1 protein-coding gene is annotated in these 17,155 nt (G+C 71.0%); it reads left to right on the top strand.

Going from position 1 to position 17,155, the window contains the following annotated elements; all coding sequences use genetic code 11:
- Window positions 1-92: 92 nt before the first annotated feature.
- The gene (locus SGFS_RS02650) at window positions 93-17,078 is read left to right on the top strand and encodes an SDR family NAD(P)-dependent oxidoreductase (protein ID WP_434028176.1); all 16,986 of its coding nucleotides are present in this window, start codon (window positions 93-95) and stop codon (window positions 17,076-17,078) included.
- The last annotated feature ends 77 nt before the right edge of the window (window positions 17,079-17,155 follow it).

The raw sequence follows: 17,155 nt of genomic DNA, 5'->3' as shown, positions 1-17,155 counted from the left end.
CTCGGCTCTCCCGAAGCAAGCGCGGCAGCCCCCGCCCCGCCGCCGGAAGCCCGACCGGATCGGATCCTGAACTCTGAATGCGTGGTGTCGAGATGGGCAACGAGGACAAGCTCCGCGACTATCTGAAGCGGGTCACGGCCGACCTCCAGGAGACGCGCCGGCGACTCGCCGAGGCGGAGAGCGGCACTCCCGAACCGATCGCGATCGTCGGCATGGCGTGCCGCTTCCCCGGCGGCATCACCACCCCCGAGGACCTGTGGCGGCACCTCACCTCCGGCGCCGGAGTGCTCTCCGACTTCCCCGCCGACCGCGGCTGGGACGCCGACGCCCTGTACGACCCGGACCCCGCCGCGCCCGGCAAGTCGTACGTCCGCACCGGCGGCTTCCTCCACGACGCCGCCTACTTCGACGCCGAGTTCTTCGGGATCGCCCCGCGCATGGCCGTCGCCATGGACCCCCAGCACCGGCTGGTCCTGGAGACCGCGTGGGAGGCACTCGAACGGGCGGGCGTCACCGCCGAGTCGCGCGGCAGCGACACCGGAGTGTTCCTCGGCGCCTCCTACCAGGACTACCTCTCCCGCGTCGCCGAAGCCCCGGCGGACCTGGAGGGCTACCTGATGACCGGCAGCACGGCGAGCGTGGCCTCCGGGCGCGTCTCGTACGCGCTCGGCCTGGAGGGCCCCGCCGTCACCGTCGACACCGCCTGCTCCTCCTCCCTGGTAGCCCTGCACCTCGCCAGCCAGTCCCTGCGCCAGGGAGAGTGCTCGATGGCACTCGCGGGCGGGGTCGTCGTCATGTCGACGCCGAACGTGTTCATCGAGTTCAGCCGCCAGCGCGGTCTGGCCCCCGACGGCCTGTGCAAGGCGTTCGCGGACGGGGCGGACGGCACCGCGTTCTCCGAGGGCGTCGGGGTCCTGGTGGTGGAGCGTCTGTCGGATGCGCTGCGTAGCGGGCATCGGGTGCTGGCGGTGGTGCGGGGCAGTGCGGTGAACCAGGACGGTGCGTCGAACGGGCTGACGGCGCCCAACGGCCCGGCGCAGCAGCGCGTGATCCGGCAGGCCCTGGCCGCCGCCCGCCTCCGCCCCGCCGACGTCGACGTCGTGGAGGCGCACGGGACGGGGACGAGGCTCGGTGACCCGATCGAGGCGGAGGCCCTGATCGAGACGTACGGCCAGGACCGCGAACGGCCGCTGCTGCTCGGCTCGGTGAAGTCGAACCTCGGGCACACCCAGGCCGTCGCGGGCGTCGCCGGCGTGATGAAGATGGTGCTCTCCCTGGAGCACGGCGTCGTCCCGCCGACCCTGCACGTGGCCGAGCCGACGGCCGAGGTCGACTGGTCTGCGGGCGCCGTGGAGGTGATGCGGGAGGAGCACGCGTGGGCGCGCGGCGAACGGCCGAGGCGGGCGGGCGTGTCGTCGTTCGGTATCAGCGGCACGAACGCGCATGTGATCCTCGAAGAGGCGCCGGCGCCGGCGGCGACGCCGTCGTCGGCCGGGGGCCCCGTCGTGGCCGGTGGCGTCGCGGATCCCGGTGTGGTGCCGTGGGTGATCTCGGCGCAGAGCGAGACCGCGCTGCGGGGCCAGGCCGGACGACTGGCCGCCCATCCGGTGGAGAACGCGGCCGACACCGGCTACTCCCTGGCGGCCTCCCGCTCGGTCTTCGGCCACCGGGCGGTGGTCCTCGGCACGGACCGGGAGACGCTGCTGGCCGGGGCGCGCGACCTGGCCGAGGGCCGGGACAACCCCTCGGTGATCCGTGGCACGTCCGGCACAGGGAACTCAACGGCGGGTACCTCGGGCGCGGTGCTCGAGGAACCGACCGCGTTCGTCTTCGCCGGCCAGGGCACCCAGCGCGTCGGCATGGGCCGCGAACTGGCCGAGACATACCCCGTGTTCGCGGACGCGCTGCGGGAGGTGTGCGCGGCCTTCGAGGGCCTGCTGCCCGGCCCGCTGTTGCCGGTGATCTTCGACGAGCCGGAGCTGCTCGACCGGACCGAGTGGACCCAGCCCGCGCTCTTCGCCGTGGAGGTCGCGCTCGCACGGCTGCTGGAGCACTGGGGGATCCGCCCCGACGCGGTGGTCGGCCACTCCATCGGGGAGATCGCCGCCGCCCATGTCGCGGGCCTGTGGTCGCTGACCGACGCCTGCCGGGTGGTCGCGGCCCGCGGCCTGCTCATGAGCGAACTGCCGGAGGGCGGCGCGATGCTCTCGGTGGCCGCCCCCGAACACGAGATCGCACCCCTGCTCCCGGACCGCGCCGAGATCGCGGCGGTCAACGGCCCCACGTCCGTGGTCGTCTCCGGCGACGCGACGGCCGTGACCGAGACGGCGGACCTGTGCGCGCGGCAGGGCTGGAAGACCAAGAGACTCCGGGTCGGCCACGCCTTCCACTCCGCGCACATGGACCCGATCCTCGAACCGTTCCGCCAGGTCCTGGAAAGCGTCAAGTACCACGAACCGCACACCCCGCTCACCTCCACCGCCACCGGCGAACGCGTCTCCCCGGCCGACCTCCGCTCACCCGACCACTGGACCCGCCAGGTACGCGACCGGGTCCGCTTCCAGGAGGCGATCCGCCGACTTGCCGCCGACGGCGTGACACGTTTCGTCGGCATCGGCCCCGACACCACGGCCATGGCGATGACCCAGGACTGCCTGCCGGACCCGACCGACGCGGCGGCGGGCGCGACGGGCGACGCCAGGAAGGCCCCACTGGCGGTGTCCCTCATGCGGCCCGGCCACCCCGAACCAACCGCCGCGCTGACCGCGCTCGCCGAACTGTTCGTCCGGGGCACGACGATGAACTGGGCGGCGCTGTTCTCGGCTTCGGGCGCACGACGCGTGGACCTGCCGACCTACAGCTTCCAGCGCGAGCGCTACTGGCTGGAGGCGTCCCACCCCCGGGACGTGACCCGCGCGGGACTCCTCGGGGCGGAACATCCGCTGCTCGGGGCGGTGGTCACGGATCCGGAGTCGGGCGGGGTGACGCTGACGGGTCGCCTGTCCCTGGCCGAGCAGCCGTGGCTGGCGGATCACGCGATCGCCGGTACGACGATCCTGCCTGCCGCCGCGTTCGTGGAGCTGGTGGTGAGGGCGGGCGATGAGGTGGAGTGCGGTGAGGTCGAGGAGCTGACCTTGCATGCGCCGTTGGTGTTGCCGTCTTCGGGCGGGGCGCAGGTTCAGGTGCGGGTCGGTGCGTCCGATGAGTCCGGTCGGCGGCTGGTAGGCGTGTACGCCCGTGCCGAGTCGGCTGCTGCTGACGGCTGGACCCGTCACGCAAGCGGCACGTTGGCCGCGACTGCCTCCGCTCCCGAGGACGTGGAGGCGCTCACTCAGTGGCCACCGCGAGACGCGGTCTCGTTGCCGTCGGTCTCCGAGGTGTACGACGACTTCACCGGCCGGGGCTACGCGTACGGCCCGGTGTTCCAGGGCCTGCGAGCGGCGTGGCGACGCGGCGACGAGGTCTTCGCCGAAGTGGCCCTGCCCGAGGGCGCCGCATCGGAGGCGGCCGAGTACGGCCTGCATCCGGCCCTGCTGGACGCGGCACTCCAGTCCATGACGTTCCTCCCCGACGACGCGTTCCGCACGGCGACCCCGGCCCTGCCCTTCACCCTCAGCGGAGTGACCCTGCGGACGGCGGGCGCCTCCGCGCTCCGCGTACGGGTGCGCCGGACGGGCGAGGACACGGTGACCGTCCAGGTGTACGACCCCACCGGCGCCCCGGTGGCCTCGATCGACGCCCTGGTGACACGCCCCGTACCGGTCGAGCAGCTCGCGGCAGGGCAAGGGATGAGGGACTGCCTGTTCACCGTGGAGTGGTCGCCGGTATCGGCCGACGGCGGCGTGCCGGAGAAACAGTGGACCGTGCTCGCGGACCCGGCCTCCGGCGAGGACACCGAAACGGACGTGGCCTTCGTCCGGTGTCCGGCGGGGCCGGACGCACGAACGGTGACGGCGACGGCGCTGGCGTGGATTCAGGCGTGGCTGGACGACCCGGTGCGGGAATCGGCGCGCCTGGTGTTCGTCACGCGTGGTGCGGTGGCGACAGACAGCGACGATGCTCCGACTTGCTTGGAACAGGCGGGTGTGTGGGGTCTGGTGCGCTCCGCCGCGCGCGAACATCCGGGCCGTTTCGCGCTGGTCGACCTGGACACCGATCTTCCCGCCGATGACGAGACGTGGACGACGCTGGCGGCTCGCGTCGCCTCTGAGTCGGAGTTGGCGCTTCGCGACGGCCGGGCGCTGGTTCCGCGCCTGACGCGTGCCGTCGCCGTTTCCGAGGGGCGGGGCCTGGGGGATCTGGCCGGGCGTACGGTCCTGATCACCGGTGGGACGGGCGGCCTGGGCTCCTTGGTGGCCCGGCATGTGGTGGCGGCGGGCGCGGGGCACGTACTGCTTGCCGGCCGACGGGGTCCGGACGCGCCGGGCGTCGCCGAACTCACCCTGGAACTCGCTCAGTTGGGTGCCCGGGTGAGCGTCGTGGCCTGCGATGTGGGTGAGCGGGACGCCGTGGCGGAGTTGCTGGCGAGCGTCCCGGCAGAGTTTCCGCTGACGGCCGTGATCCACACGGCGGGTGTGGTGGACGACGGAGTGGTGACGTCCCTGACTTCCGGTCAACTGGACGCGGTGTTCGGGGCGAAGGCGGACGCGGCCTGGCATCTGCATGAGCTGACCAGGGACATGGACCTGTCGGCCTTCGTCCTCTTCTCCTCCCTCTCCGGTGTGATGGGAGCGGCGGGGCAGGCGAACTACGCGGCCGCTAACGCGACGCTGGACGCTCTCGCCGCCCACCGCCGCGCCCAGGGACTCCCGGCCGTCTCCTTGGCCTGGGGCCTGTGGGAGCGGACCAGCGGCATGACCGGCCACCTCGCACAGACGGACTTCGCCCGGATGACGCGGGCGGGCGTACGGCCGCTGTCGTCGGAACAGGGTCTGGCGTTGCTGGACGCCGCTGTGGGGATGGCTGAGGCCTTGGTCGTACCCGCACGCCTGGACGCGGCGGCGGCACGAGCCGCCGACGGCGAGGTGCCGCCGGTTCTGCGGGGCCTGGCGGGTGGTGGCGTCAGGCGTCCGCTGTCCCGCGCAACCGCCACCGCCGCGGGTGCGGCTCCGGGCGATCAGGGGCTGGCCACCCGGCTGACCAGCCTCTCGGAAGCGGACCAGTACGAACTCCTGCTGGACCTCGTCCGTACCCACCTGGCGGCGGTGCTGGGCCACACCCGGAGCACCACCCTCGACGCGGGCCGCGCCTTCAAGGACCTGGGAGTCGACTCACTCACCGCCGTCGAACTTCGCAATCGCCTGAACACGGCCACCGGGCTGCGTCTGCCCGCCACCCTCGTCTTCGACCACCCTTCCGCCGGTTCGCTGGCAGCCTTCCTTCGGACGGAGCTGCTGGGCGTACGGAGTACCGCCGCCCATGACATCGCCGATGCCGATGCTGACACCGGCGCCGACTCGGACCCGGTCGTGATCGTGGGGATGGCGTGCCGTTTCCCGGGCGGGGTGTCTTCGCCCGACGAGTTCTGGGAGCTGTTGGCGGCGGGCGGGGACGCGATCTCCGGGCTGCCCACGGACCGTGGCTGGGACGTGGAAGGGCTGTACGACCCCGACCCGGACCAACTGGGCAAGACGTACTCGGTCGAGGGCGGTTTCATCGACGACGCCACGCGCTTCGACGCCGACTTCTTCGGGATCTCGCCTCGCGAGGCGCTGGCGATGGACCCGCAGCAGCGTCTGCTGCTGGAGACGTCGTGGGAGGCGTTGGAGCGGGCCGGCATCGACCCCGACTCACTGCGGGAGAGCCGGACAGGTGTGTTCGCGGGCCTGAGCGACAGCGGCTACGGAGCCCGCCTGTGGGACGACGAGGCCGCGGTCGGCGGCTACCGCGCCACCGGCAGCGCCGCGAGCGTGGCCTCGGGCCGTGTCGCGTACGCCCTGGGCCTGCAGGGCCCGGCCATGAGCGTGGACACGGCGTGCTCGTCGTCGCTGGTCGCCCTCCACCTCGCGACCCAGTCCCTGCGCCAGGGCGAGTGCTCCATGGCCCTGGTGGGCGGCGTGATGGTGATGTCCACTCCGGCCGTCTTCGTGGAGTTCAGCCGTCTGCGGGGGCTGGCGGCGGACGGCCGCTGCAAGCCGTTCGCCGCGTCCGCCGATGGCACCGGGTGGGCCGAGGGTGTGGGCGTGCTTGTGGTGGAGCGTCTGTCGGATGCGCGGCGTCGTGGGCATCGGGTGTTGGCGGTGGTGCGGGGCAGTGCGGTGAACCAGGACGGTGCGTCGAATGGTCTGACGGCGCCGAACGGTCCGGCGCAGCAGCGGGTGATCCGGCAGGCCCTGGCCGCCGCCGGCCTGCGGCCCGGTGATGTGGATGTGGTGGAGGCGCACGGGACGGGAACGCGGCTCGGTGACCCGATCGAGGCGGAGGCGTTGATCGCGGCTTACGGGGAGGGTCGGGAGCGGCCGTTGTTGCTGGGGTCGGTGAAGTCGAACGTCGGTCATGCGCAGGCGGCTGCGGGTGTGGCGGGTGTGATCAAGATGGTGCTGTCGCTGCGGCAGGGTGTGGTTCCCGCGACGCTTCATGTGGATGAGCCGACGTGGGAGGTGGACTGGTCGGCGGGGGCCGTGGAGTTGGTGCGGGAGCGGCGGTCGTGGCCGGAGGTCGAGCGGCCGAGGCGGGCGGGGGTGTCGTCGTTCGGCATCAGCGGCACGAATGCGCATGTGATCTTGGAGGAGGCGCCGCTGGTCGAGGAGCCGGTGGGTGTCGGTGAATCGGTACTGGGCGTTGTGCCGTGGGTGGTCTCGGCTCGGAGCGAGGCCGCGTTGCGAGGGCAGGCTCGGCGGTTGGCGGGGCTTTCGGATGGGCGTCCGGTGGATGTGGGGTATTCGCTGGCGGTCTCGCGTTCCGTGTTCGGTGAACGGGCTGTGGTTCTGGGTGCTGACCGGGAGGAGTTGCTGGCGGGGGTTCGTGCTCTTGCGGAAGGTCGGGAGGCTTCCCATGTTGTGCGGGGCCAGGGCGCCGGTGTCAGGCGCGCGGTGTTCGTGTTTCCGGGGCAGGGGTCGCAGTGGGTGGGGATGGCTGCGGGTCTGCTGGAGGAGTCCGAGACCTTCCGGGATCAGATCGTCGCGTGCGATGAGGTGCTGGCGCCGTTGACGGGTTGGTCGCTGCTGGATGTTCTGCGTGGGGTGGATGGCTCGCCGGGGCTTGAGCGGGTTGATGTGGTGCAGCCGGTGTTGTGGGCTGTGATGGTGGGTCTGGGCCGGTTGTGGCGGTCGTTGGGTGTCGAGCCGGCAGCTGTGGTGGGGCATTCTCAGGGTGAGATCGCGGCGGCTGTGGTGGCTGGGGTGTTGTCGCTGGAGGACGGTGCCCGGGTGGTGGCTGAGCGCAGCCGTCTGCTGAATGTGTTGTCGGGTCGGGGCGGGATGGTGTCGGTGCCGCTGCCGGTGGATGCGGTACGGCTGTTGCTGGTGCCGTGGTCCGGGGCTGTCGGTGTCGCTGCGGTGAACGGGCCTCGTTCGGTGACGGTGTCCGGTGATGTGGCGGCGCTGGAGGAGTTGCTGGCCCGGTGTGAGGCCGATGGCATCGACGCGCGCAGGGTTGCGGTGGACTATGCCTCGCACTCGGCTCATGTCGAGGACATCCAGGCCGAGTTGCTGGACGCGTTGGCGCCGGTGGTGATGAGGAAGGCGGAGGTTCCTTTCTACTCGACGGTGACCGCTGGTCTGCTGGAGACCGGTGGTCTGGATGCCGGGTACTGGTACCGCAATCTGCGTCAGACGGTGGAACTGGAGGAGACGGTACGGGGGCTGGCAGAGGACGGCTTCGACGCGTTCATCGAGGTCAGCCCTCACCCGGTCCTCGTCCCCCCGGTCCAGGACACACTCGACGAGGCCCTCGAAGACACGGGCGTCGTCCTGGGCACCCTCCGCCGAGACGAAGGCGGCCTCGGCCGGTTCACCACCTCCCTCGCCCAGGCCCACGTACAGGGCATCGGCGTGGATTGGGCCGAGTTCTTCACGAACACGGGCGCACAGCAGGTGGACCTGCCGACCTACAGCTTCCAGCACAAGCGCTACTGGCTGGACATCTCCACCAGCCGCGACATATCCGGTGTCGGCCTGTCCGGAACTGATCACCCGTTGCTCGGGGCGGTGGTGACGGATCCGGAGTCGGGCGGGGTGACGCTGACGGGTCGCCTGTCCCTGGCCGAGCAGCCGTGGCTGGCGGATCACGCGATCGCCGGTACGACGATCCTGCCTGCCGCCGCGTTCGTGGAGCTGGTGGTGAGGGCGGGCGATGAGGTGGTGGAGTGCGGTGAGGTCGAGGAGCTGACCTTGCATGCGCCGTTGGTGTTGCCGTCTTCGGGCGGGGCGCAGGTTCAGGTGCGGGTGGGTGCGTCCGATGAGTCCGGTCGGCGGCTGGTGGGCGTGTACGCCCGTGCCGAGTCGGCCGACGTCGACGGGCAACCGGCTCATGGCTGGACCCGTCACGCAAGCGGCACGTTGGCCGCGACTGCCTCCGCTCCGGAGGACGTGGAGGCGCTCACTCAGTGGCCACCGCGAGACGCGGTCTCGTTGCCGTCGGTCTCCGAGGTGTACGACGACTTCACCGGCCGGGGCTACGCGTACGGCCCGGTGTTCCAGGGCCTGCGAGCGGCGTGGCGACGCGGCGACGAGGTCTTCGCCGAAGTGGCCCTGCCCGAGGGCGCCGCATCGGAGGCGGCCGAGTACGGCCTGCATCCGGCCCTGCTGGACGCGGCCCTCCAGGCGGCCACGTTCTTGTCCGAGCAGAGTGAGGAGACGGACCGGGAGCCCGAGTCGGCGAAGATGCCGTTCGCCCTGAGCGGGGTGACCTTGCGAGCCGCAGGTGCTTCCGTGCTCCGCGTACGGTTGCGCCGGACGGGTGAGGACACGCTGACCGTCCACGCGTCCGACCCCACCGGCGCCCCGGTGGCCTCCATCGACTCCTTGGCGATGCGCCCGGTGTCGGACGAGACCCTCGCTGTCGCGGACCACGCGGTGCGGGACCGCCTGTTCACCGTGGAGTGGTCTGCGCTGCTGCCGGACCAGACTGCCCAGCCGCAGAGCTGGACGCTGGCGAACCCGACCGAGGCCGTGCCCGCGGCGACGGACGTGGTCTTCGCGCTGTGCCCGGCGGGGCCGGACGCACGGTCGGTGACGGCGACGGTGCTCGCGTGGATTCAGGATTGGCTGGACGATCCGACGAGGGAGTCGGCTCGGCTGGCTCTCGTCACGCAGGGCGCAGTGCCGACAGGCGCGGACGACGCCCCAACCCGTATGGAACAGGCAGGCGTGTGGGGTCTGGTGCGCTCCGCCGCGCGAGAACATCCGGGCCGTTTCGCGTTGGTCGACCTGGACGCCGATCTTCCCTCCGATGACGAGACGTGGACGACGCTGGCGGCTCACCTGGGCACCGAACCGGAGATGGCGCTCCGCGAAGGTCGCCTCCTCACCCCCCGCTTGGCCCGTGCCGCCGCTGTTCCCGAGGCGCGGGGGCTCGGGGATCTGGCCGGGCGTACGGTCCTGATCACCGGCGGGACGGGCGGCCTGGGCTCTCTCGTGGCCCGGCATGTCGCCGCGACCGGCGCGGGGCACGTGCTGCTGGCCGGTCGACGGGGGCCGGACGCACCTGGGGCAGCCGAACTCGTCGTAGAACTGGAACAGTTGGGTGCACAGGCGGCTGCGGTCGCCTGCGACCTGAGCGATCGAGAAGCGGTGGCGGATCTCCTGAACCGCATCCCGGCCGACCTCCCCCTCGCGGCTGTGATCCACACGGCCGGTGCGGTGGACGGAGGCGTCGTGACCTCTCTGACTTCCGGTCAACTGGACGCGGTGTTCGGGGCGAAGGCGGACGCGGCCTGGCATCTGCACGAGCTGACCCGGGACATGGACCTGTCGGCCTTCGTCCTCTTCTCCTCCCTGTCGGGTGTCACAGGAGCGGCCGGTCAGGCGAACTACGCCGCCGCGAACACCGCCCTCGACGCGCTCGCCGCACACCGCCGCGCCCAAGGCCTCCCTGCCGTCTCCCTGGCCTGGGGCCTGTGGGAACAGAGCAGCGGCATGATCCGACACCTGGGCGAGGCGGGTCTCTCCCGTACCTCCAGGGTGGGCGCGTTGCCCCTGTCGTCGGAACAAGGCCTGGCGTTGCTGGACGCTGCTGTGGGGATGGGCGAGGCCTTGGTCGTACCGGCACGCCTGGACCTGGCATCCATGCGCGCAGCCGATGACATACCGCTGGTGCTGAGGGGGCTGGCGGGTGGTGGCGTCAGGCGTCCGCTGTCCCGCGCCACCGCTGCGGGTGCGGGGGCGGCTCAGGGCGATCAGGGGCTGGCCACCCGGCTGACCGGCCTTTCGGAGGCGGACCAGTACGAGCTTCTGCTGGATCTCGTCCGTACCCACCTGGCGGCGGTGCTGGGCCACACCCGGAGCACCACCCTCGACGCGGGCCGCGCCTTCAAGGACCTGGGAGTCGACTCACTCACCGCCGTCGAACTTCGCAATCGCCTGAACACGGCCACCGGGCTGCGTCTGCCCGCCACCCTCGTCTTCGACCACCCCAGCCTCTCCGCGCTGACCGCCTACCTGCGGACCGAACTGGCGGGCAGCGAGAGCACGGTGGAAACGCAGTACAACGGCGTGGCAGCCAGGCCCATGAACGACGACGATCCGATCGCGATCGTGGGCATGGCGTGCCGCTTCCCGGGCGGGGCGTCTTCGCCCGAGGAGTTCTGGGAGCTTCTGCTCGCCGACGGGGACGCGATCTCCGGACTGCCCACCGACCGCGGCTGGGACGTGGCGGGACTGTACGACCCCGATCCGGACCGGGCCGGGACGACGTACTCGGCCCAAGGCGGCTTCATCGAGGACATAGCGGGATTCGATGCCGGCTTTTTCGGGATCTCGCCTCGCGAGGCGCTGGCGATGGATCCGCAGCAGCGTCTGCTGCTGGAGACGTCGTGGGAGGCGTTGGAGCGGGCCGGTATCGACCCCGCCTCGCTCCGCGAGAGCGGGACGGGCGTCTTCGCCGGCGTCGGTGACGGCGGCTATGGCGTCCGGGTCTGGGACGAGGGTGCCGAGGTCGGCGGTTACCGCGCCACCGGCAGCGCCGCGAGCGTCGTCTCGGGCCGTGTCGCGTACGCCCTTGGCCTGCAAGGCCCTGCGGTCAGCATCGACACGGCGTGCTCGTCGTCGCTGGTCGCCCTGCACCTCGCCGTCCAGGCCCTGCGCGGTGGTGACTGCTCGCTCGCGTTGGCCGGCGGTGTGATGGTGATGTCCACCTCGGCCGGGTTCGTGGAGTTCAGCCGTCTGCGGGGGCTGGCGGCGGACGGCCGCTGCAAGGCGTTCGGCGCCGGGGCCGACGGATTCGGCCTGGCCGAGGGCGTCGGAGTCCTGGTGGTGGAGCGTCTGTCGGATGCGCGGCGTCGTGGGCATCGGGTGTTGGCGGTGGTGCGGGGCAGTGCGGTCAATCAGGACGGTGCGTCGAATGGTCTGACGGCGCCGAACGGTCCGGCGCAGCAGCGGGTGATCCGGCAGGCCCTGGCCGGCGCAGGGCTCCAGCCCGGGGATGTCGACGTCGTGGAGGCGCACGGCACCGGAACCCGTCTGGGGGATCCGATCGAGGCGGAGGCGTTGATCGCGGCTTACGGGGAGGGTCGGGAGCGGCCGTTGTTGCTGGGGTCGGTGAAGTCGAACGTCGGTCATGCGCAGGCGGCTGCGGGTGTGGCGGGTGTGATCAAGATGGTGCTGTCGCTGCGGCAGGGTGTGGTTCCCGCGACGCTTCATGTGGATGAGCCGACGTGGGAGGTGGACTGGTCGGCGGGGGCCGTGGAGTTGGTGCGGGAGCGGCGGTCGTGGCCGGAGGTCGAGCGGCCTCGGCGGGCGGGGGTGTCGTCGTTCGGGATCAGCGGGACGAATGCGCATGTGATCTTGGAGGAGGCGCCGCTGGTCGAGGAGCCGGTGGTTGTCGGTGACTCGGTACTGGGCGTTGTGCCGTGGGTGGTCTCGGCTCGGAGTGAGGCGGCGTTGCGGGGCCAGGCCCAGCGGCTGGTGGCGCATGAGGAAGCCGCTGTTGTGGATGTGGGCTACTCCCTGGCGACTTCGCGTTCGCTGCTGGATCACCGGGCTGTGGTTCTCGGAAGTGACCGGGAGTCATTGTTGGCGGGGGTCCGTGCTCTGGCCGAGGGTCGGGAGACGGCAGGTGTCGTACGAGGCCACAGCGGTGGTGTTCGCCGTGCTGTGTTCGTGTTCCCGGGGCAGGGGTCGCAGTGGGTGGGGATGGCTGCGGGTCTGCTGGAGGAATCCGAGACCTTCCGGGACCAGATCGTCGCGTGCGATGAGGTGCTGGCGCCGTTGACGGGCTGGTCGCTGGTCGATGTTCTGCGTGGGGTGGACGGCTCGCCGGGGCTTGAGCGGGTTGATGTGGTGCAGCCGGTGTTGTGGGCTGTGATGGTGGGTCTGGGCCGGTTGTGGCGGTCGTTGGGTGTCGAGCCGGCAGCTGTGGTGGGGCATTCTCAGGGTGAGATCGCGGCGGCTGTGGTGGCTGGGGTGTTGTCGCTGGAGGACGGTGCCCGGGTGGTGGCTGAGCGCAGCCGTCTGCTGAATGTGTTGTCGGGTCGGGGCGGGATGGTGTCGGTGCCGCTGCCGGTGGATGCGGTACGGCTGTTGCTGGTGCCGTGGTCCGGGGCTGTCGGTGTCGCTGCGGTGAACGGGCCTCGTTCGGTGACGGTGTCCGGTGATGTGGCGGCGCTGGAGGAGTTGCTGGCCCGGTGTGAGGCCGATGGCATCGACGCGCGCAGGGTCGCGGTGGACTATGCCTCGCACTCGGCTCATGTCGAGGACATACAGGCCGAGTTGCTGGACGCGTTGGCGCCGGTGGTGATGAGGAAGGCGGAGGTTCCCTTCTACTCGACGGTGACCGCTGGTCTGCTGGAGACCGGTGGTCTGGATGCCGGGTACTGGTACCGCAATCTGCGTCAGACGGTGGAACTGGAGGAGACGGTACGGGGGCTGGCAGAGGACGGCTTCGACGCGTTCATCGAGGTCAGTCCTCACCCGGTCCTTGTCCCCCCGGTCCAGGACACACTCGAGGAGGCCCTCGATGACAGGGGCGTCGTCCTGGGTACCCTCCGCCGAGACGAAGGCGGCCTCGGCCGGTTCACCACCTCCCTCGCCCAGGCCCATGTACAGGGCATCGGCGTGGATTGGGCCGAGTTCTTCACGAACACGGGAGCGCTGCGGGTGGACCTGCCGACCTACAGCTTCCAACACGACCGCTACTGGCTGGACCTCCCCACCAGCCGCGACGTATCCGGGGCAGGCTTGTCATCGCCGAATCACCCGTTGCTCGGCGCGGTGGTCACCGATCCGGAGTCGGGCGGAGTGACGCTGACGGGCCGTCTGTCGCTCACGGATCAGCCCTGGCTGGCAGACCACACGATCGCGGGTACGACGATCCTGCCCGGGACCGCCTTCGTGGAACTGGTGGTCCGGGCGGGCGACGAGGTGGACTGCGGCGAGGTCGAGGAACTCGCCCTGCACACGCCGCTGGTGCTGTCGTCGGCGGGCGGAACACAGGTCCAGGTCCAGGTGGGCGGCCCGGACGAGGACGGCCGTCGTACGGTCGCCGTCCATGCTCGCCCCGAGTCGGCCGCGGCTGACGGCGGCCCGGCTCACGGATGGACCCGCCACGCAAGCGGCACCCTGACCCCAACCCCCACCGCACCCGACACGACCCACCCCCTCACACCCTGGCCACCGGAGAACGCGATCCCCGTCCCTGTCACGGACATGTACGAGGACTTCGCAGCCCGCGGCTACGCCTACGGCCCGGCCTTCCAGGGCATACAAGCGGCCTGGCGACGCGGCGACGAGGTCTTCGCGGAGGTGGCTCTCCCCGAGCACACCGTGCCCGAGGCAGCCGAGTACGGTCTGCACCCCGCACTGCTCGACGCAGCCCTCCAGGCAACCGGGTTCCTGCCCGAGACCGGCCCCGATGCCGACCCCGACACCGCATTCGATACGCCGAAGCTCCCGTTCGCCTGGACCGGAGTCACGCTACGGGCTCTCGGTGCCACCAGGCTCCACGTACATCTGCGCCGGGCCGCCGAAGGCGGAGTGGTGATCCGGACCACCGACCCCGACGGCACCCCCGTCGCTTCGGCCGACGCCGTAACCATGCGCCCGGTCCCCGACTCCGTCCTGTCCTCGGGATTCACACCCGCCACGGCGCACGACCTGTTCACCGTGGAGTGGTCCACGCCGCCGACCGTCACGAGCCCCTCGTTCCCGAGCTGGGCTCTGGCAGAAAACCTCACGGCCACCCCCACAACCACCCCCATGACCACCCCGACAACCACGGATGTGGTGTTCGCCCTGTGCCCCTCCGGCCCGGACACCCGCTCGGTGACCACCCAGGTACTCGACTGGATCCAGGCTTGGACGACCGCCGCCGACCGCGACGCGACCCGTTTGGTCCTCGTCACGCGAGGCGCCGTGGCCGAAGGGCCAGGGGATCCGGTTCCCAGCCTGGAACAGGCCGGAGTCTGGGGCTTGGTGCGCTCCGCCGCGGTCGAGCACCCGGGCCGTTTCGCACTGGTGGACCTGGACCCGGACGCCACCGCCCCCGACGACGAGACGTGGACCACGCTGGCTGGCCACCTCACCACCGAACCGGAACTGGCCCTACGCGACAACCGCGTCCTGGCCCCCCGCCTGACCCGCTCCGCTGCCCCACAGATACCGCCAGGTTCCGAACTGCGTCTGACGAGCGACGGCTCAGGCTCCGTGGCGGGTCTGCGTTGTGCCCCGCAGGCACAACCCGTACGACCGCTGCGCCCCGGCGAGGTCCGGGTCGCCGTCCGCGCGGCGGGCCTCAACTTCCGTGACGTACTGGTCGCCCTGGGAGTCGCGGGCCTCGGCGAGGCCGGCATGGGCGGCGAGGGCGCGGGCGTGGTCCTGGAAATCGGGGAGGACGTACCTGACCTCGCTCCTGGCGACCGAGTGATGGGCATCCTTGGGCAGGCGTTCGGTTCCACGACGGTGGCCGATCACCGGCTCCTGGTCCGCGTCCCGTCCGGCTGGTCGTTCGCGGAGGCGGCGTCGGTTCCGGTCGTGTTCGCGACGGCGTACTACGGTCTCGTGGACCTGGCAGGGGTCAAGCCCGGCGAACGCGTCCTGGTCCACGCTGCCGCAGGCGGCGTCGGCATGGCGGCCGTGCAACTGGCCCGCCACCTGGGCGCGGAGGTCTTCGGGACGGCGAGCCCCCAGAAATGGGAGGCACTCACCACTCTCGGACTGAGCGCCGGTCATATCGCCTCCTCCCGCACGCTGGAATTCGAACCCGAATTCATGACGACCACCGACAACGAGGGTGTAGACCTGGTCCTGAACAGCCTGGCCGGTGAATTCACCGATGCTTCCCTGAGACTGTTGTCACCGGGCGGCCGTTTCCTGGAAATGGGCAAGACCGACATCCGCACGCCCGAGCAGATCACTGTCCTTCGCCCCGAAGTGACCTACCGGGCATTCGACTTGATGGATGCCGGATACGAACGGATCGGGGAGATTCTGCGCGAGGTCATGGCACTGTTCGAGCGGGGGGTTCTGCGCTTGCCGCCGATTCGTGCCTGGGACATCCGTCATGCCGCCGAGGCCTTCCGGTTCATGAGCCAGGCCCGGCACATCGGCAAGAACGTCCTGACCATTCCCGTCCCGCCGAGTCCTCAAGGAACCACACTGATCACCGGCGGAACCGGAGAGATCGGCGGTTTGGTCGCGCGGCGTATGGCGGCGGCCGGTGCCGAGCACGTGCTGCTGACCAGCCGGCGGGGCATGGAGGCTCCGGGTGCCGTCGAACTGGTCGCGGAACTCGAAGCGCTGGGTGCTCGGGTGACTGTGTCGGCGTGCGACATGGGCGACCGTCAGCAGGCGGCGGTGCTGTTGGAGGGCATTCCCGCGGACCGTCCCCTCACCGCCGTGATCCATGCGGCGGGTGTGGTGGACGACGGAGTGCTCGGCTCGCTGACGCCGGAGCATGTCGACTCGGTATTCCGGCCGAAGGTGGACGCGGCCTGGCATCTGCACGAGCTGACCCGGGAGATGGACCTGTCGGCCTTCGTCCTGTTCTCCTCCCTCGCCGGTGTCACGGGAGCCGCGGGCCAGGCGAACTACGCGGCCGCGAACACCGCTCTCGACGCGCTCGCCGCCCACCGCCACGCCCAAGGCCTCCCTGCCATCTCCCTGGCCTGGGGTTTCTGGGAGCAGGCCAGCGGTATGACGGGACACCTCGGCGGGAGCGACCTGGCCCGAATGGCGAGGGGCGGAGTCCTGCCCCTGTCCTCGGAACAGGGCCTGAACCTCCTCGACACCGCCCTGGCCCTACCCATCCCTCTGGCAGCCCCGGCTCGCCTCGATCTGTCGGCGATCCGTGCCTCGGACGACGTACCCCCCATCCTCCGAGCCCTGGCTCTGTCCGGTACCGGCCGCCCCCAGGCGTCCCGTACCCCCGCCGTCGCCAAGCCCACAGGGGACGACACACTCGCCGCGCGCCTGACTGCTCTCCCGGACGCCGACCGGCACGGCCTGCTGTTGGACATCGTCCGCACTCATCTCTCGGTGGTCCTGGGCCACACGGACCCCGCAACCCTCGACGTCGACCGCGCCTTCAAGGAACTCGGCATCGACTCCCTGACCGCGATCGAACTCCGCAACCGCCTCAACACCGCCACCGGACTCCGCCTGCCCCCCACCCTCGTCTTCGACCAGCCCACCGCCACCGCCCTGGCCCGCCATCTCCAGCAGCTCCTGCTCCCCAAGGCCACACCGGACACCGTGCACACGGACCTCGACAGACTGGAGAACCTCCTCGCCGAACTCGCCACGGACGGCGGCGGCACGGGAGCCATGGAACAGATCGCGCGACGGCTGCGCCAGATGGCGGCGGGCCTCTCCGGCGAGGGCGAGCCCGCACCCGCCGAGGACCTCGAAACGGCGAACGCGGAAGAAATGCTCGCGCTCATCAGAAACGAATTCGGCATGCCCGGCAACGCAGAGGGAATCGGGTGACTCGTCCCATGGCCAACGAAAAAGAGCTCCTCAACAACCTGAAGTGGCTCACCGCCGAACTACGCGAGTCCCGAAAG

The organism is Streptomyces graminofaciens, from assembly GCF_030294945.1.
In the GTDB taxonomy this organism is placed as follows: domain Bacteria; phylum Actinomycetota; class Actinomycetes; order Streptomycetales; family Streptomycetaceae; genus Streptomyces; species Streptomyces graminofaciens.
Note: the sequence above shows the minus strand (reverse complement) of the source record. Positions and strands in the feature narration are given on the sequence as shown.